We start from the raw sequence: 20,352 nt of genomic DNA, 5'->3' as shown, positions 1-20,352 counted from the left end.
TCTTTAAGAATCTTCCAGCCAAAAGGATTCTCTCTCTGCAAAAAGGTAAGACATGTACTATTCCTTTTTCATCGTTATAACAAAATAAATTTGTTGAATATCATAATATAAATTTTATTTCAAAACAAGAGCCAATTTTCTTATTTTTATACATTATTTTCAATTATCACTGTTTTATACGTAACTTTTCCGAACTATTTTTACAAGTTGATGAGCAACCATACCAATTAGTGTACCAATTAAAACGAAGAAACAAATAAATCCGTATCCCATTCCTTCCCAACCACCAATAGCGATCATTGTTACAGGAAAGAAAGCTAAACAAAGAAGTACTAAACTAAGTGCAAATATAATATCAAACTGTTTGTCTGGAAAACGTTTCTTTAGTAAATATGACATAAAAAATACAAGGAGAACGGTGACTCCACCAATGATGTAAAAGATACCAAATCCATCTAGCCAATCCATAGTATTCCCTCCTTCCATTCATTCCCTTATACTTATTATATGTTTAATTTTTCTGAAAATAAATAACAAAATTTTATTCAAAAATATATTTTTATTACCAGGTATTAATAGTAATATATAAGAATAGGTTTTATATAATCAGGAGGGAAACTTTATGGATAAAGCATTAACAAATCGCGTCATTATTTTATCTTTTGACTGCTTATCAGCTTTAGATTTTCCTATATTACAAAAACTACCTAATTTCCAAACTTTAATAAAAAGGGGCGCAATTGCGAAAAAAGTGGAGCCAATTTATCCTTCTGTAACATATCCAAGCCACTCAACAATCGTAACCGGTAATTATCCTAATAAGCATGGCGTTGTCAGCAATACATTACTTCAACCAGGACGTGAGTCACCAGATTGGCATTGGTACCGAAAGTCCATTAACGGGACAACTTTATATGATGAAGCACGCAAAGCAAATTTAACGACAGCAGCCCTTCTATGGCCTGTTACTGGAAGAGCAAATATCGATTACAATTTACCAGAAATTTTTCCAAATAGACCGTGGCAAAATCAAATTTTAGTTTCATTATTTAGCGGTAGCCCGCTATATCAATTAGATTTAAATCGTCGTTTCGGCCATATACGAAATGGATTGTCACAGCCTGAGCTTGATAATTTCGTCCTTGCTTCTGCCGTACATACAATTCAGACGAAAAAGCCTAATGTTATGTTTGTACATTTTACTGATTTAGATACTCAAAGACATTACCATGGCTTCGAGTCTGAGGAAACAGTAGCTGCAATCCACAGACACGACGAACGCCTCGGAAAAATTATCCATACATTAAAAGAAAGTGGTATATACGAAGAAAGTACAATTATTGCACTTGGTGACCATAGCGCTTTAAGTGAAAACAAAGCAATCCAATTAAATGTCCTATTCTGTCAAAAAGGGCTTATATCCGTAAATAAACGTGGAAAAATACACGATTGGAAAGCTTATTGCCAAAGCTGTGATGGATCTGCCTACGTACATGTAAAGGATAAAAATGATACTGAAACGATTAAAGAGATTCAACTTCTTCTTGAAGAGCTTCTTCAGGATAAACAAAATGGAATTGAATTTATTCTGCACGATGAAGATGCAAAAGAACGTGGCGCTGATGGTAATTGCTTATTTATGCTAGAGGCCATGGAAGGTTATTACTTCATTGAAAATTATACAGGTGATTTCATAAAAGAAATTAATAAAGAAGATGTTAATTCTAGTAAGAAATATACATTTGGAACACATGGATATTCCCCAACAAAACCTAACTATGAAACAATTTTTATGGCTGCTGGGAAAGGCATTCAAAGCGGCGTTACAATTCCGTATATGAGACTGATTGATGAAGGTCCGACTATCGCTAGGTTACTCGGTTTGCACTTAGGTGAAACAGACGGCGCAATTGTAGAGGATTTACTTCAATTGTAAAGAACTGTGTATATATGTAAAAGTTATGTAAAAATCATCACTGTTTCTCTTTTTATAATTTTTATTTTTGTACACTGTTAGTAGAAGAAATTTAAGGGGGAACATTATATGAAAAAAATGTCCAGACAAGAAAAAAGCTGGATATTGTACGATTGGGCGAACTCGGTATATTCGCTCGTCATTACAACTGCATTATTTCCAATTTACTTTAAAGCAGCTGCAAAAGAAGCTGGACTATCTGGCGCAACTTCAACAGCCTATTGGGGATATGCAAACTCGGTCGCTACACTTTTAATTTCTATACTCGCTCCTATTCTCGGCACAGTTGCTGATTATAAGGGATTTAAAAAACGATTTTTCACATTCTTCTTTGGACTCGGTATCGTATTTACAAGTATGCTAGCAATTGTTCCAACATCTCAGTGGTACTTATTACTAGGATGCTATATGCTCGCATTAGTTGGCTTTGCTGGAGCAAATATTTTTTATGATGCATTTCTAGTAGATGTTACCTCTGGAGATAGAATGGACCGAATTTCTACGCGAGGTTTTGCATTAGGTTACATTGGGAGCACAATTCCTTTTATCGGTTGTATTGCTCTTATTATTCTTGCTCAAAAAGGAACTATCCCCTTATCAGTCGGAATTGCTAGTCAAATTTCCTTTGCAATAACAGCTCTTTGGTGGGGACTATTTACGATACCAATGCTAAAAAATGTAGAGCAAACACACTATATTGAACGTCATCCAAGACCAATTGCAATGAGCTTCAAGCGCCTTGCTAATACGTTTAAAAATATTAAAGAATATAAAACTGTATTTATGTTCCTAATAGCTTACTTTTTCTACATTGATGGGGTAGATACAATTATCACTATGTCTACTGCTTACGGAACAGATCTCGGTATTAGTGCAACCAATCTATTAATCATCTTATTTGTAACACAAATTGTCGCTTGTCCATTTGCTTTATTATATGGAAAACTATCGGAAACATTTACCGGTAAAAAAATGCTATATGTCGGCATTATCATTTATATCATTATTTGCACATATGCTTATTTCTTAAAAACGACGTTTGATTTCTGGATTTTAGCAATGTTAGTTGCTACTTCTCAGGGCGGGATTCAAGCACTTAGCCGTTCTTATTTCGCAAAACTAGTACCGAAAGAATCTGCAAATGAATTCTTCGGATTTTATAATATCTTTGGTAAATTCGCAGCAATTATGGGTCCGGTATTAGTAGGTGTCACAACACAATTAACAGGAAAAACAAACGCTGGTGTCCTTAGTATTATTGTCCTATTTATTATCGGTGGATTCTTATTAACTAGAGTACCTGAAAATGATACGTCCGTTACACCACCTAATCCGAAAACTAAAACAATATAAGAGAAAGATCCCCTTCACACAAGAAGGGGATCTTTCTCTTATATTTTTAACGATAACGCCCTACAATTAAAAACTCTAAAGCTTGTACAAAAATAGTTTATCGACAGTTGTTCCTAATACTTCTGCTAACCGGAATGCTAGTGCTAAGCTTGGATCATATTTATTATTCTCAATTGCATTTATCGTCTGTCTTGATACGTTACACTTATCCGCTAATACACCTTGTGAAATATTATTTGCAGTGCGCAATTCATAGATTTGATTTTTCACACCGTTTCTCCTAACCTGTAAAATCGTTTTTACATCATCAGTATATAGTTGGGGCATGTCATTGTCAAAAGATTGCCACAAGAAAAGGGAGCAATTCTGCTCCCTTACAATAGCTATTTCGAAACTAATCAATTCGTCATTTCCTCTCGATTCACAATATCTTCTTTCTTTATTTGCATACGTAAAACCGGACCTATCGCAAATAAAATAAGTGCCATTGCTATACAAAATACAGTAACTAGTGAGGTCATCTCCTTCAATCCTCCAGCTAGTGAAGTTCCAATTAACATTGCCCCCATGAACAGTGGTAAAATCGTTCCATTTACTCTGCCAATCATATTTTCTGGTACAAGTTGAATCATAAGCGTACCGACAACGATATTGACACAGGCTAAACAAATACCTGTTCCAAATCTCATGAAACTAGTAATCCAAAATGATGTAGATAACCCTTCTACTAAAAATGACATCGCTAATATGCTCATACCGAATACAAACATCTTTTTCGGATTCACTTTTGAAGCGAAAACTGCAGCAACAATACCACCAATTAACATACCGATTCCATCAGCTGCGGCTAAATATTGAACGGCTTCTTTTTCCATTCCAAGCCGTTCTATTACAAGAAACACTTCTAATGGATTCGTTAGTCCAACAGCTAAGCCCATAATGGTGAAAGTGATCGTAATCATACGTAAATTTTTCGTATGAAGAACGTATTTCCAACCTTCTTTTATATCATTTTTTAATGAACCTCTCGCCACTTGCTCTTGTTCCACCCATTTTGGTAAAAATGAAAGAGCGATAGCAGATAACAAAAATAAAATAATTAAGCTATATAGTGACGTAAATAAACCAAGTTGTGTGTACACAAGCGATCCTACCACTGGTCCAAAAATCATAAATAGCGACTGTAATGTTTGATTAAATGCAATCGCATTTGCTACCTGTTCTTCTTTTACATAGCGTTTAAATATACGCGAAGATGATGGCTGAGAAAACTGACCTACAATCGCGGAAATGAGTGTTGCAAAAAATATAGCCTGCCAATAATCCAGCTTTAACAACAAGACAATTCCTACAATAGACAGTACACTTAATACATCTCCAGCAACCATCGTTCTTTTCGGATTCCAGCGATCAGCTAGCGCCCCACCGATAAACGAGAAAATAAAAATAGGTGCATATTCCATAACCGATAATAAAGAAACTGAAACTGGATCATTATTCGTTCGCTCCATTATGAAATACAAAAGAGCCATATTTCTGATCCAAATTGCAAATTGTTGTAAAATATCAGATGCCATAACGAGCATAAATGCTCGGTTTTTAAATAAAGCGTTCATTTTCATTCCCCTTTCATAAACCGACCGTTCGGTCTAATTTATTTTGTAAGAAAAGCAACTGACCTATTATTCAGCTGCCATTCCTTTTAACAATACATCTATTGCCTTTTTATAAATACGTTTCAGCTCTTTATAATCTAACTCGTAGTAAAGTACTCCAAGCCCCGATAATAATCCATTCACAATATACATAAGATCACGCGTATCATCTTCTTGAAACTCTCCAGACTGTATACCTGCTTCAATTAATTTCTCAACCATAACATATGATTCTCTAGTTAAAGCTAACAGTTCATCCAGAATTTCTTTACTTACAACTTGGCTCATAGAGAATTCCTCTATTGCATTTGAAATGGGTTGCTGTATGTCCTCTACATAATATTCCGCGAGACCATATAGTTTTTCAGTACTAGTACTATACAACTTCTCTTTTTCATTCCATTTTTCAAGCCAATCATACGTATGCTGTTTCACTACAAATAAAAATAATTCTTCTTTACTTTTAAAGTGATAATAAATGCTTCCTTTACTTCTCTCTGTAATTTCACAAATCTCTTCCATAGATGTAGCTGCATAGCCCTTCTGTGAAAACAGACTTTCTGCTTTATAGGCAATTTCTTTCTTTATCTCTTCTGCGCTTCTTCTCATATTCACACCTCTTTAAACCGACCGTTCAGTCTAATAATAACAAATAAAAAACCTCTATCGCAAGAGGCTATACTCCTTATTTAAGAAAACGTACTTTCAAACCACATTCGAATCATATGTATTATTCCAAATTTAAATCCTCATTTAGTAAGAAATACGGTTCCCTTTTCATTTCCCCTAGCATGTTAAAAATATTTAATCAAACGTTTGTTTAACTGTTTTTATGCATATGTAAGCCAACTAATCAAACGTTTGTTTAAAAAGAAATACGCCCCCTATAAGGCGTATTCTCATCAATCACCACCGCCTCCACCACCGCAGCTACCTCCACTATCTCCACCAAAAGAACCTCCGCAATCATGTGAACCGCCATCGTGCGAGCTATCATTATCCGATCCAGCAAAGAAAAATAATGGTGATGAGCTGTTGGATGAATTATGAATGTTATTTTGTTTTGTAAGATTTACCTTCTTTTTGTTTGATCGAACTGCTGTTACGATCGTTCCAACTACAACAAATAATAGTATGACAATAATAAATTCCATATAAAAGCCTCCCTTAATCTTCGAATAATTGAATGGTTCTCTCTAAATTTTCAAGTGAAATGAAGCGCGATTCACGAAGGATCTCTTTTCCATTATAAAATAATAAAACTGTTGGCCCTGTAAATACTGCATATCGCCCCGCAATCTCTTGCATGTCTTGTAGTAATATTTCTACTTTCTCTACGTAATCATAATTCTCTAACACGCAATTTACTTTTCTTAACATAACATCACAAACACCACAATTTTCCGTTTTAATAAACAGCAGTACTAATTGTTGTCCTTCAATATATGTCGCTAATTCTTCTATCGTTTCAAATGTATTCATCTTATCCCTCTTAGCGTAATTTACGAAATACTTTACCCTGATACATACGAAAAGCTGAACTATCTTTAATCTTTCTCTTTTCCATTACCTGCTGAAAACGCAGCGTTTTTGCTGTTAACTCTTCTTGTAATTCTTTTCTCTCTACTTCATCATAACAGCACGCAATTAAGTCTTCTATTTTTAATATATCTTTTTGTAGTTCCATTTCTGGTGGAATCATACCTGCATTTTTCAAGATTTTATAACTCATTCTAAGTTCTGGAGGTACCATTGAAAGGTCTTCTAATTGTAGTGGTTTTCCTTTCCCCGGAATATGATCGAGATCACCATTCCGTATTGCTTGTCGAATTTTTTCTTCAGCAATGTTCAAAAAGACATCCACACCATTCGCTCCTTTACATATTTTTACTATTATTTTACATGATATTTTCTCATCTTGCTACGCTATTACAAATTGACTTTATACAATTTTTTCTCAAATTTAATTACAAGGAGCCTTTTCCTCCCTAATCAATATTTTATTTTCATGTGTAGTCTGTATTAGAGCCATTTAATATTGAGAAAATCTTTGTGAATCCAATAAAGCGTTTACACCAAATCTTGCATTTGCTACGATTTAATCACCCCCAGCTCCCTTGTATAGACTTCGTGATGTCTGATCATTTTTATCTAGACGTTTCATACGTCTAGATTCACTTTGGTTTATTGGCGCATGCCTTTAAATATATCTTTTATTTTGAAAGGAGAAATGACTATGAGATCAAAAAAATTCACGCTGCTATTACTATCCCTACTACTTTTCTTACCTCTTTTTCTCACAAACTTTATTACTCCAAATTTCGCATTAGCAGATTCACCAAAGCAAGGTCAAAAAATTGTTGGGTATTTTCCTTCATGGGGCGTTTACGGACGTAATTATCAAGTTGCAGACATTGATGCATCAAAGCTAACTCATTTAAACTATGCTTTCGCTGATATTTGCTGGAATGGAAAACATGGAAACCCTTCTACTCACCCCGATAATCCAAATAAACAAACGTGGAACTGTAAAGAATCTGGTGTACCACTGCAAAATAAAGAGGTCCCTAATGGCACTCTCGTACTCGGTGAACCATGGGCTGATGTCACAAAATCTTATCCGGGATCGGGTACAACTTGGGAAGATTGTGATAAATATGCCCGCTGTGGAAATTTCGGAGAACTGAAACGATTAAAAGCTAAGTATCCTCACTTAAAAACAATTATTTCAGTTGGTGGCTGGACTTGGTCTAACCGCTTTTCTGATATGGCCGCTGATGAAAAAACAAGAAAAGTGTTCGCTGAATCTACAGTAGCTTTTCTTCGCGAATATGGATTTGACGGCGTTGATTTAGACTGGGAATACCCGGGTGTTGAAACGATTCCTGGTGGTAGTTATCGTCCTGAAGATAAACAAAACTTCACCCTTCTGCTTCAAGATGTTCGAAATGCATTAACGAAAGCTGGTGCAGAAGATGGTAAACAATATTTACTAACAATCGCGTCAGGTGCAAGCCAACGTTATGCGGATCATACAGAGCTAAAGAAGATTTCTCAAATACTGGATTGGATTAATATTATGACATACGATTTCCACGGTGGATGGGAAGCTACTTCTAACCATAATGCTGCACTATACAAAGATCCAAATGACCCCGCAGCGGATACGAAATTTTACGTAGATGGTGCGATAGACATTTATACAAATGAAGGGGTTCCAGCGGATAAACTCGTATTAGGTGTACCTTTTTACGGACGTGGATGGAAAAGTTGCGGAAAAGAAAATAATGGGCAATACCAACCTTGTAAACCAGGTAGTGACGGAAAGCTCGCTTCTAAAGGTACTTGGGATGATTATTCTACCGGTGACACAGGTGTGTACGATTATGGTGATTTAGCATCTAATTATGTGAATAAAAATGGTTTTGTTCGCGGATGGAACGATGTAGCGAAAGTACCTTATTTATATAATACGACTACAGGAACCTTTATTAGCTATGATGACAATGAATCTATGAAATATAAAACAGACTATATAAAGACAAAGGGTTTAAGTGGCGCAATGTTTTGGGAACTAAGCGGGGATTGCCGTACAAGTCCAAAATATAGTTGTAGTGGACCAAAATTACTTGATACGCTAGTAAAAGAATTACTTGGTGGACCTATTACTCAAAAAGATACTGAACCACCAACAAACGTAAAAAATATTGCTGTTACAAATAAAAATTCAAACTCAGTTCAATTAAACTGGACTGCATCTACTGATAACGTAGGCGTTACTGAATATGAAATTACTGCCGGAGAAGAGAAATGGAGTACAACAACAAATAGCATTACAATTAAAAACTTGAAACCTAATACAGAATACACATTTTCAGTATTAGCAAAAGATGCTGCTGGTAACAAATCACAACCTACTTCTATTCTTATAAAAACAGATGATGCTAACACAACACCTCCTGGTGGAAATGGCAATGCTACCTTTTCAGTCACTTCAAATTGGGGAAGTGGTTACAACTTCTCAATTATAATTAAAAATAGCGGAACGACCCCTATTAAAAACTGGAAATTAGAATTTGATTATAACGGCAATTTAACACAAGTTTGGGATTCTAAAATTAGTAGTAAAATAAATAATCATTACGTAATTACGAATGCAGGATGGAATGGTGAAATTCCTCCTGGTGGATCAGTTACAATCGGAGGGGCAGGAACAGGCAATCCCGCCGAACTTGTAAATGCATCCATTAACGAAAACTAAACGTAACCTCCATTAATTATTTCACTAAAGTTTGAATTTAGGTTTGAGTGCTCTATCCTAAATTCAAACTTTTAATTTTATGAAAAATCACAATTCATATTACAATAACCTATTATAATTATATTTAGTTTCTAATATGAAGTTCGCGTGAAGTTCATCTGAATTTTACATGAATTTCCTTTAAGTTCTATTGTCTTCCCATACTAATCACATTATCCTTTACATATAGGAATCATTTCCATTCCATTTCAAACTATCTATATATATAAAAAAGATAGTAGCCTATTAGGGAAAGGCATCTAGTATTATTATAAATATAACCAAAGAAAAAGAACTCTTATGGTGCGCTTATAAGCGCACCATAAGAGTTCTTTTTCATACAATTCTCATTTGAGAGTTCTCGAAAATCATGTTAATCACAAAGAAAAGGCATTAACTCATAAAAGCTAATGCCTTTTCTTTGTGATTATTGTTAAACGTTCCATTTTTCGATATTCCATATTTTCGTTATCCATGCTTCATAGAAAGAGGGCTCATGTGAAACAATTAAAACTGTACCTTTATATTGTTTTAACGCTTCCTGTAAATCCGTCTTAGTCTCTGTATCCAAATGGTTAGTTGGTTCATCTAAAATTAAAACATTGCTTTTAGTTACGATAAGTTCGCATAATCGTACTTTTGTTTGTTCTCCTCCACTTAATAACTGGATAGGTTTTAATACATGTTCTTCTTTCAATCCGCACTTTGCTAATGCTTGTCGGATTTCTTTTCTTGTCATATCTGGTCTCCCTGCCCATACTCTTTCTAGTGCAGTTATTTCTGAGGAAAATTCCTCTTGTGCAAAATAAGCGGGTTTTACTCGTTCCCCAACAGAAACTGAGCCGCCTAACGGTTTTATTTGTCCTAGTAATGTTTTTAACATTGTTGTTTTTCCAATCCCATTATGACCAATAATCGCAATCTTTTCCCCTTTTTTCACTTGAAAATCCAATTCCGGAAATAACGGTTCACCATAACCAATTTTCAGTTTCTCTACCTGTAATATACGGCTCACTGGCTCAGTATAAACATTAAAATCAAAACGGGCGCGAGGTACATCGTTAACCTTTTCAACCTTTTTCATTTTCTCTAATACTTTTTCACGACTTTTCGCTTGTTTCGCTTTACGAATTTTATTTTTTTGAATAAAACCCTCTAAATGTACAATTTCTTTTTGTTGTTTCGCATACGCCGCTTGTAATTGTTTCCTTTGTAATTGATAACTTTGCAAAAAGGTTTCATAATCTCCCGCATAGCGCTTAACCTTTCGTTCTTCTAGATGATAAATAACATTCGTAATATTGTTCAAAAATATTTCATCATGCGAAATGATAATATAAGCTTTTTCATACATTTGTAAATATGATTGCAACCATTCTATATGTGCTGTATCTAAATAGTTAGTTGGCTCATCTAATAATAAAACATCCGCTTTTTCTAAAAGGAGTTTCCCAAGTAACAACTTTGTCCGCTGACCACCACTTAACTTTGAAACATCCTTTTCCAATCCTATTTCAAACAAGCCTAAGCCTGTTGCTACTTCCTCAATTTCTGTATGAATTTGATAAAAATTAGAATTCTCCAATATAGTTTGTAACTCTCCATACCTTACTAACAATTTCGCTACTTCTCCTGCTCCAGCCATCTCTTCTGTAAGTTTTAACATGTCACGTTCCAACTCATACAGGTTAGAAAACGCACTTTGCAAGTATTCTTCAATTGTTATGCCTTCTTGTAAATCTATATGCTGTTGCAAAAAGCCAATCTTCACATGTGGAAACCATTCAATTTTCCCATCATCATGTATAAGTTCTCCCGTTAACAAGCGTAATAATGTTGATTTTCCAATTCCATTTTTCCCTACTAGCCCAACATGTTCGCCCTTTAATAATCGAAAGCACGTATTATATAAAATGGTTTTCTCACCATATGAATGACTTACATTTTCTACTGTTAATATACTCATCTTTTCTCTCTCCTTTTCTTATGATCCATAAGCTAAATAGAGAGAACAACAGTATAAAGCCTTATTTAGTTATACATATAAAAATGGGTAAGGTGAATACACCTTACCCATTACATATTATCGTAAGAAAGGATTAAGGTTCTTTACCTGCTGTCTTCAATTTAGCTTCATCTTTAAAAATGGGCAGACTTCTCCCGTATCAAGCTAAAACCATTTGAAGAACAGTTGATAAAGTCATTTTATCCTTTCACTCCTTTAACGTTTGTTATATTAAGAGTATAAATCACTCTGTTATATTCTATTCTCTACTTTTTCTTTTGTTCCTTCTTCCAATTTATCCGATGTTAATGAACCCACTATTTCCCCTATAGATTTCATCTTTCTCCTTCAATAGAAAAAAGCCTCTTAACAGCAATTATACAAAAAACTGTTAAAAGACTTTTTTCTATTTTTTCATGTAAGGAGCCAATACTCTTAAAATTTCTTCCTTATCCTTCTTTAACTCAAGAGATGTTAACATATCCATCGTTCGCGGCCTAGGTAATTCCACTTGGACCTCGCCAACTATTGATGCTGGTCTTTGAGATAAAATAAATACGCGATCAGAAAGTAAAATTGCCTCATCTAAGTCATGTGTAACCATAACAATTGTTTGCTTTTCTTGATGCCAAGAATTTAAAAGCCAACTGTGTACTTCCATTTTTGTAAATGCATCTAATTTTCCAAAAGGCTCATCCAGCAGCATAATTGGCTTTTCACATAAATACGTACGAAGGAAACTAATTCTTTGACGCATTCCACCTGATAACTCATCTGGATAATGATCTGCGTATTCATCTAGCTCAAATTGCTTTAATGCTTCCATTCCTTCTGTCAGCCTTTGTCTTTTAGGCTTCCCTTCGATTTCCAATGGAAGAACGATATTTTGCAAAGCCGATCGCCACGGTAGTAATAAATCTTGTTGCGGCATATAACTAACAACATCTTGTTTTTTTACATACTCCTCGTTATAAAACACTTCTCCGCTCGTTGGCTCTTCAACACTTGCAATCATATTTAATAATGTACTTTTTCCACAACCACTCGGACCTACAAAAGAGACAAACTCTCCCTCTTGTATAGACGCACTAATATTTGCTAATACATTCTTTCCATCGAAAGCTTTTACAATATCTTTTATTTGTAATCCACTCATTTTTCACTTGGAAGGAATTCATTTGTAAAGGCATCTTTTACATCGATTTTCTTTTTAATAACTTTGTTGTCATATAAGAAATTCATGTAATTCGTCCAAATCTCTTCCTTCTGTACTCCCCACGCTTTTGCATCATCTTGATACTTTGTACTTAACCACTTTTGGCTTTCTTGTACTAATTCTTTATTCACATCTGGAACAGCTTTAATTAAAATATCCGCAGCTTCTTTCGGTTCTTTAATTGCAAAATCATAACCTTCTGTCGTTGCCGTCATAAATTTTTTCACAAAATCTTTATCTTGCTTCGTATGTTTTTCACTTGTAATAATAACAGGACTATAGAAATCAAGCGCTGGATCTAAGTCTTTTACCATAATTGTATTTAACTCTTTTCCTTGACGCTTCGCTTCAATTCCATCCCATCCATAATAAATCCATTCAAAGTCTGCATCACGACCGATTGATTTAAAGAAATCTGTTTGTCCAAGAATAATTTTTTCAACTTTATTAAAATCAGCTTGATGTTTCTCCATAATCGTCTTTAACGTCGCTTCTTCTGCTGGTCCCCCCCAGCCGCCATAACGTTTACCTTCAAAATCTTTCGGTGACGTCATATTATCTTTTTTTAGAGATGCAAAAGCAGAGGTATTATGCTGAATAATTGCACCAACAGAAACAACTGGGATTCCTTCAACACGAGCTAATGTTACATTTTCTTGTGCGCTTATCGCAAAGTCTGCTTTCCCAGAAGCAATCATCTGCTCTGCCGTTACATTATCACCAGGCTGGATAATTTCTACATCAAGCCCTTGCTTTTTGTAATAATCTTTCGTTTGCGCTACATATAAGCCAGTATGATTCGTATTTGGAAACCAATCTAAAACGACTTTTACTTTTTTATCTTTACTTGAACTTTCTTCTTTCTTCGCCGGATTACATCCAGCAACAGTTACTGCTAATAATGCAGCTAACATAATTTTTAAACCTTTTTTCATTTTCTGCCGCCCTTTCTGTATATCCATGGTGCTGTTATTCTTGCCATAAATTCAACAATAAAGTACAGACATAATGTCACCATGACGATAATCGCTGCAACACCAAATACTCGAGCCGTTAAAAAGGATTTTGTTGCTCTTGTAAGCATAACTCCTAATCCTTCGCTGGCACCAAGCCATTCCCCAATAATCGCCCCCATCACACTATATGTAACAGCAATTTTTAAACCTGAGAAGAAGTATGGGAGTACTGCTGGAAACTTTACTTTCTGGTAAACTTGCCATTTCGTTGCCTTCATTGTTTGTAACAGTTTCAGCATATTTTTATCTACCGTTTGGAAACCTTCTAAAATGCTAAGCGCAATTGGGAAGAAACAAACAAGAATAACAACCATTACTTTTGGCAACATTCCGTATCCAAACCAAATAATAAATAATGGTGCGAGCACAACGATTGGAATTGTTTGCGAAATAACGAGCAATGGATTCATTAAAATCCGAAATAAAGGGATGACATCCATAATGATAGCAATACTCGTCCCAAGTAAAATTGCAAAAAACAACCCAATTATTACTTCCTGTAACGTTTGCACTGTATTCGGTAATAGTAAATCTTTCATTCCAATTAACTCTTGCACAATTCCAGACGGCTTCGGTAAAATCCACGGCTCAATTTTAAATAATGAAACAGATCCTTCCCATATAGCAATGAGAAGGATAAGCCAAATTGTTGTGATTATTTTAGATCGCTTCTGGTTTTGCATATTCATCACGGTACTTCCAAACTTTTTCGTCAATCGTTACGCCTGTACTTGGACGATAGTGAATTTTAATAGAAGTGATTACTTCTTCTGCTCCAGCATCGACGCAAGCTTGTTGCGCGCGTTTAATGACGTCAAGAAGTACATCTAATTCTCCTTCCAACGTTGTTTCCATTGCCCCTACTTCATAACGAACTCCCGACTGTTGTACAACTTCAATTGCTTTATCAACAACGGAATACACATCTTTGTTCTTCGCTTGTGGTACTACTGAAAATGAAATTGTAACTTGTTGTGACATAATAAAATCCCCCTTACAAAATATGGTTTCAAAAAAAGAAAAGGCTTTCCTACCATGTAGGAAAGCCTTGTATACAAGTTATTCTATAATAACTTATGCTACATCACTTTAAAGTAACTCCCTACGCTGGCATTATCCAGATCAGGTTGAGGGTCGATGTATACTTACATCCTCTCAGCCAATTGGCTCCCCGGTTCTTAATTCGTTTTCATTGTAGCATGATTTATTTTATTGAACAAACAAAAGCATGCATAATCACTTCATTTAACTTTTGAATTCCCCAATTAACTCTTGTAACTCCTGTGAAAGCCAACTTAAAGAACTAGCTAATTCAGCAATATCTTGTACAGACATTTCCTGTTCTTTCATACTTTCTTGAACATTACTACTACTATTCGCATACTTATTTGCGATAAGTGATAGTTCATTTACAACACGAACAATATTTTGGCTATTTTGCAATATATCACTTGAATTGCTAGAAACAGCTCTAACTTGATTGGTAACAGTTTGTGCTGATTTCGAAATTTTTTCAAAGAAAGCACCACTACTTTCAACAAGTTTAATTCCTGATTCTACTTCTTTTGAAGCTTTTTGCATTGAAACAACAGCTTCTTCCGTTCCAGCTTGTGTTTCCCCAATTAATTTTGCTATATCTTTTGCTGATGCTTCCGTCTGCTCTGCTAATTTACGCACTTCATCAGCAACAACGGCAAATCCCTCTCCAGTTTCCTCAGCACGTGAAGCTTCAATAGTAGCATGTAAAGCTAGCGAATTAGTTTGATTTGAAATACCTGTAATTTCAGTTACAATATCACTAATTTCTTTTGATCTTGCTTCCAAAGAATAAATAATAGAAGATAAATCTTGTACTGCATTTTGTATTATGTTCATTTGATTAATCGCCTGTTTAATAACACCATTTCCTTTTCCTGAATGATGCTCTATACCTTCAGACTCTTTCACCATTTGTTTTGCAGCATTCGTTATCTCTTCCATCTTATCTTCCATTTCATATACAATACCTAAATACTGTGGTACTGAAGTTTCTTGTGACTGGGCGCCAGCTCTTAACTCAACCATAGAACTTACGATTTCTTGAACTGCCATGCTATTCTCTTTCGTACTCACTGACAATTCTTTTGAAGATGAGGAAACCTGTTCTGCTGTCTGCTTCACTTTATCTATAATTCCTTTAAACTTCTCGATGGTATTATTAAAATACGCATTAATAATACCAATATCATCTGGTCTTTCCTCTAATTTAATACTTAAATCACCTTCACCGACTTTGCGCAACCCTTCACGTAAATCCCGCAATGGAGCAAGTGCGTTACGTACGATTAAGAATTGAATAACAGTTGCAATTAAAACAGAAATACAAATAAACATTAAACCTTGTATAATGAATTTTCCCTTTGTAATAGGAACAATAGAGGCATCTACATCGGCTGCAACAATTGCCACAATATTATCTTCTCCATCTTTAATTGGCTCTAATATCGTTACCCATGATCCTAATGCGTCTTCATATACTACTGTCATGTTTGCTTTTTTCGTGCTCATTACCTTATCATATGCTTTCATCCAAAGATCTGGTTGTTTATAATAGTCCCCTGGCTTTACTTCAACAACATTTGCTAAGTCTGTAGACAAGTCGACGATTTGTAACTCACCTTTTTCATTTTCTTTTGCTCCAACAATATACGTTTGTCCAACACTGTTCAATTCTTCCGTTGATTCATCTAATTTCTCTGTTAACTTCTCTCTCTTTTCTCTTTCTGCCGTTGGATCTTTTGCAACATCTCTCACTATTTCTGCGTCTAATTTATGTAATACCGTATCTCCTGTTTCAAAAGAATGCCTTTCAAATATAGACATCATACTATTTTGAAACATGTTAAAACTTAACGCCCCCATACTACCAACAAGCGTCAAAATAACTAATACAGTTAACAATACATTTTTTTGAAGAAATGATAGCTTGTGCCAATACTTTCCCATTAACATCACCTTTCTAAATTAACTTAGTATAAAGTAAAACTATTAAAATATAAACCTCATCAATAAATGATAACAATTCTCATTTGTTTACAAATAAAAAAAAGACCAATGAAAAAGCATTGGTCAAAACCAACCCTATCCGTCCGGTAACTGGCTAGCATAGTCATTTGACCTTAGCCCCTGTAGTTTTGCGCCCTCATGTTTCCATCAGTTTGCCTTTCTCGCTGAACGAGTTGAACGATATGGGAGTTCTATGAGAATTTAAATATTCTCTTTCAAAGATTACAACATAAAAATTAAAATGTCCACTTATTTAGAGATTTAAATATGAAGTTTTAATGTATTATTTTTTCGAAATAATTTAACAAAGTTCGTGAATGTTACATTTCTTGTGTTATATAATAAAAAACGTATACAACACAAGGATTATTCCGGATATTAATTTAATTTTCTTTCAAATTAAATTATTCGAATATATCTTAACTTACGAATTTCGGAGGTAGTTTATCATGTTTTGGCTACAATTTCTTACGTTACTACTCTGCATTTTTATTGGTGCACGCTTAGGCGGAGTTGGTCTAGGAGTAATGGGTGGCGTTGGTATGGCAATACTTGTTTTCGTCTTCCACTTACAACCTACAGCTCCTCCTATTGATGTAATGCTTATGATTTTAGCAGTAATTACAGCTGCCGGTGCTTTGCAAGCTGCTGGAGGAATGGATTACCTTGTCTACCTTGCTGAGAAAGCATTACGAAAAAATCCAAAGCGTATTACATTTTTTGCTCCTATTGTTACTTATTTATTCACGCTATGCGCGGGAACTGGTCATGTCGCTTATTCTGTACTTCCCGTTATCGCCGAAGTATCTCGCGAATCAGGAATTAGACCTGAACGACCAATGTCAATTGCCGTTATCGCTTCCCAGCAGGCAATTACAGCTAGTCCAATATCGGCTGCAACAGTTGCACTTTTAGCAATGTTAGCCGACTATAAAATCACCTTGTTAGATATTTTAAAAGTCAGTATCCCTTCTACTTTTATTGCTTGTATGGTAGCTGCATTCGTTGCTAGTAAAATGGGAAAAGAATTAAATGAAGACCCTGAATACTTGAAGCGATTAAAAGAGGGAATGATCCCTAAACTTGAAGAGAAAAAAGAATTTGCGGGTGTAAAAGGCGCTAAATTATCAGTTATCCTTTTCCTAGTAGGAACTTTCCTTGTCGTACTTCTTGGTTCATTTGAAGCCCTTCGTCCGGGATGGATGGTTGACGGGAAGTTAGCTCGTCTTTCCATGCCAAACACAATTGAAATGGTCATGTTAACCATTGCTGCTCTCATTATTATTTTCTGTAAACCAAATGTGGAAAGCATTGTAACTGGTAACGTCTTTAAAGCAGGCGCAACAGCAGTTGTTGCTATTTTTGGTATCGCTTGGATGGGAGATACTTTCTTCAACGGAAACTTAAATATAATTCAAGGATCAATTCAACACTTAGTGACAAGTGCACCATGGCTATTTGCTATTGCACTATTCATTCTATCTATTTTACTGTATAGCCAAGCAGCAACAGTTCGTGCTTTAGTGCCACTCGGACTATCACTTGGTATTCCGCCGGCATTACTTATTGCGATGTTCCCTGCAGTAAATGGATATTTCTTCATTCCAAACTACGGGACAATCGTTGCTGCAATTAACTTTGACCGTACTGGTACAACAGGAATTGGTAAATATGTTTTAAATCATAGCTTTATGATTCCGGGCCTGATCGCAACCTTTACTTCTATCGGAATTGGAATGCTCTTAATTTCAATTATGTTTTAAATAAAGTGAAACTTTAATCAGTGGGGGGTTTTGTTCTTCCCCCACTGATTATTAGCCCGCACCAATCGGGCTTTTACCGGCGTAAGACTCCCACAAATAGCAGGATAAACGAAACAACTCATTTTGCGACTCTACAAACTCTTATTTACTTCCTCAACTAATTTCTTCGTACCTTCATACGCAGATTCCGCTAAGCTAATCGCTGAAATAACTGAAACACCATCCGCACCCGCTTCTATAACAGAAGCTGTATTTTCAATTGTAATCCCACCAATCCCAACGATCGGTATTGTAATCTCTTGTTCCCTAAAATACTTTAGACCTTCCGTTCCTTGAACCGCTTTTGTATCTTTTTTCGTACTCGTCGGGAAAATTGGACCAACTCCTAAATAATCAGCTCCATTTTCAATCGCCCAGCGTGCTTCTTCAATTGTATGTGTAGATACACCAACAATTTTATCACCCATTTTTTCACGAACAGAAGTAATTCCTTCATCATCTTGTCCAACATGCACGCCATCTGCATCTAACTCGAGGGCTAGTTCCACATCATCATTTACGATGAATGGTACACCGTACTCCTTGCAAAGCGCTTTTAGTTCTTTCGCAAAATCGATACGTTTCTCTCCCGTTAAAGCCCCTTCTCCCTTTTCACGAAGTTGAAAAATTGTTATACCACCTTCTAGTGCATCTCTCAATACTTGTAGTGGCTCCTTCGTACAATTGTTACTTCCCATAATAAAATATACTGGTAATAACCTAGACATTTCATCCATTGTAATGCGCGACATCTAGTTCCTCTCCTTACTGTATAACCTCAATCTTTCCATACTTCTCAATATCATCTGAAGTTGTATTCGCTAACTGATTTAAAAATTCAATTTGAAAGCTTCCTGGTCCATTCTCTACTGTTTTCGAAGCCGCTACTTCTGCTGCTACTCCATAGAATGTTAATGCGGCTACTGCTGCCTTTACATAATCCTTTTCTACCGCTACAAATGCTCCTATTACAGAAGTTAGTAAACAACCTGTTCCAGTAACTTTCGTTAAAATAGGATGGCCATTTCGAATAAGAATAGTTCGCTCTCCATCTGTAACAACATCTTCTTGTCCAGTAATTATCGCAACTGTATTTAATTCATCCGCTGCCTGTTTTGCAATATTTAAAACATTACCGTTTCCAGTACCAGCATCTACACCTTTAATTTCCCATTTCTCATTAATAACGTTAGCTATTTCAGCCGCATTTCCGCGGATAACAGCTAAATCGATTTCAGCTGGAATATATCTCGCAACTTCTGTTCGATAAGAAGTTGCTCCTGCCCCAACTGGATCAAACAATACTGGTACATCATTCTTATTTGCTGATTTACCAGCAAGTAACATCGCTTCTACCTCTTCAGGACGAAGTGTACCCATATTTAAAACAAGGGCTCCCGCAATGCTAGCCATTTCTGCTACTTCTTCTTTTGCATACGCCATTATAGGTGATGCTCCTAATGCTAACAAACCGTTTGCTGTAAAATTTGTTACAACAACATTTGTAATATTATGCACGAGTGGATTAGACTCTCTCACCAAATCCACTACTTTACTAATTTCTTTCATATTCATCCTTTTCATCTCCTAACTATAGTAATGGGAGATACACAAAAAGGCACTTTGCGCGTACGCAAAGTGCCTGAACATGTGCTTTTACACTCTCCCTACGCTGGCATTATCCAACAGGTTCAAATGGTCAATGACGGACTAGTCATACTCTCAGTTTGCATCCACAAACTCCCATGTGTTTATTATTCATCTACTTCAAAGTCTACTCTTATTCTAGTAAAATAACAAGTTCTTTACTTTTATAGAATGATAGAGATCAGAACTCTCCTGGTTCAACCATTCTTCGCCTTTATATAAGTAAAACTCTCACACGTATATTTCACCACAAATAACTCAAACCGTCAGCAAGACTGAATAGAACAAAGATGTATGCTATATTTAACGTATGGAAATTTGAAAGGATGTTTTTAAAT

At 35.5% G+C, this 20,352-nt stretch carries 19 protein-coding genes, 3 riboswitches and 1 other annotated feature (1 of these 23 running past the window's edge); of the genes, 4 read left to right on the top strand and 15 right to left on the bottom strand.

Annotated elements, in window-relative coordinates:
• Positions 1-81, bottom strand: a binding site (T-box leader); it reaches 127 nt to the left of the window's first position.
• Between the two features lie 93 nt (positions 82-174).
• Complete coding sequence (locus tag NSQ69_RS02240) at positions 175-468, bottom strand: YesK-like family protein (protein ID WP_002124993.1); 294 nt, start codon at positions 466-468, stop codon at positions 175-177.
• A 154-nt stretch (positions 469-622) separates the two neighbouring features.
• Between NSQ69_RS02240 and NSQ69_RS02235 the strand changes: the two genes are divergently transcribed.
• On the top strand, positions 623-1,936 hold the full coding sequence (locus NSQ69_RS02235) for an alkaline phosphatase family protein (protein ID WP_002124992.1): 1,314 nt from the start codon (positions 623-625) through the stop codon (positions 1,934-1,936).
• Between the two features lie 108 nt (positions 1,937-2,044).
• A complete protein-coding gene (locus NSQ69_RS02230) occupies positions 2,045-3,328 on the top strand; it encodes an MFS transporter (protein ID WP_002169236.1) in 1,284 nt (427 codons plus the stop codon).
• A gap of 75 nt (positions 3,329-3,403) precedes the next feature.
• Here NSQ69_RS02230 and NSQ69_RS02225 read toward each other — a convergent pair whose 3' ends face one another.
• The 6 genes from NSQ69_RS02225 to NSQ69_RS02195 form a co-directional block, all read right to left on the bottom strand.
• Complete coding sequence (locus NSQ69_RS02225; RefSeq protein ID WP_033708235.1) at positions 3,404-3,655, bottom strand: helix-turn-helix transcriptional regulator; 252 nt, start codon at positions 3,653-3,655, stop codon at positions 3,404-3,406.
• Positions 3,656-3,726: 71 nt separating this feature from the next.
• Complete coding sequence (locus NSQ69_RS02220) at positions 3,727-4,944, bottom strand: MFS transporter (RefSeq protein WP_002124988.1); 1,218 nt, start codon at positions 4,942-4,944, stop codon at positions 3,727-3,729.
• Positions 4,945-5,010: 66 nt separating this feature from the next.
• Complete coding sequence (locus NSQ69_RS02215; RefSeq protein WP_002124986.1) at positions 5,011-5,592, bottom strand: TetR/AcrR family transcriptional regulator; 582 nt, start codon at positions 5,590-5,592, stop codon at positions 5,011-5,013.
• 293 nt (positions 5,593-5,885) lie between these two features.
• Entirely contained in the window at positions 5,886-6,137 is a 252-nt protein-coding gene (locus NSQ69_RS02205; RefSeq protein WP_000394370.1) for a hypothetical protein, read from the bottom strand.
• Positions 6,138-6,150: 13 nt separating this feature from the next.
• Positions 6,151-6,465: a thioredoxin family protein gene (locus tag NSQ69_RS02200; RefSeq protein ID WP_002063639.1), complete on the bottom strand. Its 315-nt coding sequence runs from the start codon at positions 6,463-6,465 to the stop codon at positions 6,151-6,153.
• Between the two features lie 10 nt (positions 6,466-6,475).
• Positions 6,476-6,847, bottom strand: coding sequence for a DnaJ family domain-containing protein (locus NSQ69_RS02195; protein WP_002010200.1), 372 nt, complete (start codon positions 6,845-6,847; stop codon positions 6,476-6,478).
• A 372-nt stretch (positions 6,848-7,219) separates the two neighbouring features.
• Between NSQ69_RS02195 and NSQ69_RS02190 the strand changes: the two genes are divergently transcribed.
• Positions 7,220-9,244 (top strand): glycosyl hydrolase family 18 protein, encoded by a 2,025-nt coding sequence (locus tag NSQ69_RS02190; protein ID WP_078203785.1) that lies wholly within the window; start codon positions 7,220-7,222, stop codon positions 9,242-9,244.
• A 472-nt stretch (positions 9,245-9,716) separates the two neighbouring features.
• On the opposite strand, the gene NSQ69_RS02185 is transcribed toward NSQ69_RS02190, so the two are convergent.
• From NSQ69_RS02185 to NSQ69_RS02160, 6 genes are all read right to left on the bottom strand, one after another.
• On the bottom strand, positions 9,717-11,249 hold the full coding sequence (locus NSQ69_RS02185; protein ID WP_002167016.1) for an ABC-F family ATP-binding cassette domain-containing protein: 1,533 nt from the start codon (positions 11,247-11,249) through the stop codon (positions 9,717-9,719).
• A gap of 445 nt (positions 11,250-11,694) precedes the next feature.
• Complete coding sequence (locus tag NSQ69_RS02180) at positions 11,695-12,444, bottom strand: ABC transporter ATP-binding protein (RefSeq protein WP_002124980.1); 750 nt, start codon at positions 12,442-12,444, stop codon at positions 11,695-11,697.
• Positions 12,441-13,439, bottom strand: a complete 999-nt coding sequence (locus tag NSQ69_RS02175; RefSeq protein WP_002124979.1) for an ABC transporter substrate-binding protein — start codon at positions 13,437-13,439, stop codon at positions 12,441-12,443. Before NSQ69_RS02175 ends, NSQ69_RS02180 begins: the two co-directional genes overlap by 4 nt.
• A complete protein-coding gene (locus NSQ69_RS02170) occupies positions 13,436-14,209 on the bottom strand; it encodes an ABC transporter permease (RefSeq protein ID WP_341098899.1) in 774 nt (257 codons plus the stop codon). The genes NSQ69_RS02175 and NSQ69_RS02170 overlap by 4 nt, the downstream gene beginning before the upstream one ends.
• Entirely contained in the window at positions 14,181-14,501 is a 321-nt protein-coding gene (locus NSQ69_RS02165; RefSeq protein WP_000082898.1) for an MTH1187 family thiamine-binding protein, read from the bottom strand. Before NSQ69_RS02165 ends, NSQ69_RS02170 begins: the two co-directional genes overlap by 29 nt.
• Before the next feature lie 101 nt (positions 14,502-14,602).
• Positions 14,603-14,704, bottom strand: a riboswitch (TPP riboswitch).
• A gap of 61 nt (positions 14,705-14,765) precedes the next feature.
• Complete coding sequence (locus tag NSQ69_RS02160; protein WP_059037279.1) at positions 14,766-16,505, bottom strand: methyl-accepting chemotaxis protein; 1,740 nt, start codon at positions 16,503-16,505, stop codon at positions 14,766-14,768.
• 142 nt (positions 16,506-16,647) lie between these two features.
• Positions 16,648-16,732: riboswitch (cyclic di-GMP riboswitch) on the bottom strand.
• A 282-nt stretch (positions 16,733-17,014) separates the two neighbouring features.
• On the opposite strand from NSQ69_RS02160, the gene NSQ69_RS02155 reads away from it, so the two are divergent.
• Positions 17,015-18,328 (top strand): anaerobic C4-dicarboxylate transporter family protein, encoded by a 1,314-nt coding sequence (locus NSQ69_RS02155; protein ID WP_002029556.1) that lies wholly within the window; start codon positions 17,015-17,017, stop codon positions 18,326-18,328.
• A 131-nt stretch (positions 18,329-18,459) separates the two neighbouring features.
• Here NSQ69_RS02155 and thiE read toward each other — a convergent pair whose 3' ends face one another.
• Together thiE and thiM are read right to left on the bottom strand one after the other, a co-directional pair.
• The gene (gene thiE / locus NSQ69_RS02150; RefSeq protein ID WP_341098898.1) at positions 18,460-19,119 is read right to left on the bottom strand and encodes a thiamine phosphate synthase; all 660 of its coding nucleotides are present in this window, start codon (positions 19,117-19,119) and stop codon (positions 18,460-18,462) included.
• A 13-nt stretch (positions 19,120-19,132) separates the two neighbouring features.
• Complete coding sequence (gene thiM, locus NSQ69_RS02145; protein WP_002124973.1) at positions 19,133-19,942, bottom strand: hydroxyethylthiazole kinase; 810 nt, start codon at positions 19,940-19,942, stop codon at positions 19,133-19,135.
• A gap of 72 nt (positions 19,943-20,014) precedes the next feature.
• A riboswitch (TPP riboswitch) is annotated at positions 20,015-20,124 on the bottom strand.
• Positions 20,125-20,352: the final 228 nt, after the last annotated feature.

The sequence above is a fragment of the Bacillus sp. FSL R10-2201 genome, from assembly GCF_038008665.1.
In the GTDB taxonomy this organism is placed as follows: Bacteria; Bacillota; Bacilli; order Bacillales; family Bacillaceae_G; genus Bacillus_A; species Bacillus_A mycoides.
Note: the sequence above shows the minus strand (reverse complement) of the source record. Positions and strands in the feature narration are given on the sequence as shown.

Excerpts from the sequence above, each read along its gene's own strand:
- NSQ69_RS02175 (WP_002124979.1), bottom strand. The coding sequence starts at position 13,439 with ATGAAAAAAGGTTTAAAAATTATGTTAGCTGCATTATTAGCAGTAACT.
- NSQ69_RS02215 (WP_002124986.1), bottom strand. The coding sequence starts at position 5,592 with ATGAGAAGAAGCGCAGAAGAGATAAAGAAAGAAATTGCCTATAAAGCA.
- NSQ69_RS02180 (WP_002124980.1), bottom strand. The coding sequence starts at position 12,444 with ATGAGTGGATTACAAATAAAAGATATTGTAAAAGCTTTCGATGGAAAG.
- NSQ69_RS02165 (WP_000082898.1), bottom strand. The coding sequence starts at position 14,501 with ATGTCACAACAAGTTACAATTTCATTTTCAGTAGTACCACAAGCGAAG.
- NSQ69_RS02220 (WP_002124988.1), bottom strand. The coding sequence starts at position 4,944 with ATGAACGCTTTATTTAAAAACCGAGCATTTATGCTCGTTATGGCATCT.
- NSQ69_RS02205 (WP_000394370.1), bottom strand. The coding sequence starts at position 6,137 with ATGGAATTTATTATTGTCATACTATTATTTGTTGTAGTTGGAACGATC.
- NSQ69_RS02225 (WP_033708235.1), bottom strand. The coding sequence starts at position 3,655 with ATGCCCCAACTATATACTGATGATGTAAAAACGATTTTACAGGTTAGG.
- NSQ69_RS02240 (WP_002124993.1), bottom strand. The coding sequence starts at position 468 with ATGGATTGGCTAGATGGATTTGGTATCTTTTACATCATTGGTGGAGTC.
- NSQ69_RS02155 (WP_002029556.1), top strand. The coding sequence starts at position 17,015 with ATGTTTTGGCTACAATTTCTTACGTTACTACTCTGCATTTTTATTGGT.
- NSQ69_RS02170 (WP_341098899.1), bottom strand. The coding sequence starts at position 14,209 with ATGAATATGCAAAACCAGAAGCGATCTAAAATAATCACAACAATTTGG.
- thiE (WP_341098898.1), bottom strand. The coding sequence starts at position 19,119 with ATGTCGCGCATTACAATGGATGAAATGTCTAGGTTATTACCAGTATAT.
- NSQ69_RS02230 (WP_002169236.1), top strand. The coding sequence starts at position 2,045 with ATGAAAAAAATGTCCAGACAAGAAAAAAGCTGGATATTGTACGATTGG.
- NSQ69_RS02185 (WP_002167016.1), bottom strand. The coding sequence starts at position 11,249 with ATGAGTATATTAACAGTAGAAAATGTAAGTCATTCATATGGTGAGAAA.
- NSQ69_RS02200 (WP_002063639.1), bottom strand. The coding sequence starts at position 6,465 with ATGAATACATTTGAAACGATAGAAGAATTAGCGACATATATTGAAGGA.
- thiM (WP_002124973.1), bottom strand. The coding sequence starts at position 19,942 with ATGAATATGAAAGAAATTAGTAAAGTAGTGGATTTGGTGAGAGAGTCT.
- NSQ69_RS02190 (WP_078203785.1), top strand. The coding sequence starts at position 7,220 with ATGAGATCAAAAAAATTCACGCTGCTATTACTATCCCTACTACTTTTC.
- NSQ69_RS02235 (WP_002124992.1), top strand. The coding sequence starts at position 623 with ATGGATAAAGCATTAACAAATCGCGTCATTATTTTATCTTTTGACTGC.
- NSQ69_RS02160 (WP_059037279.1), bottom strand. The coding sequence starts at position 16,505 with ATGGGAAAGTATTGGCACAAGCTATCATTTCTTCAAAAAAATGTATTG.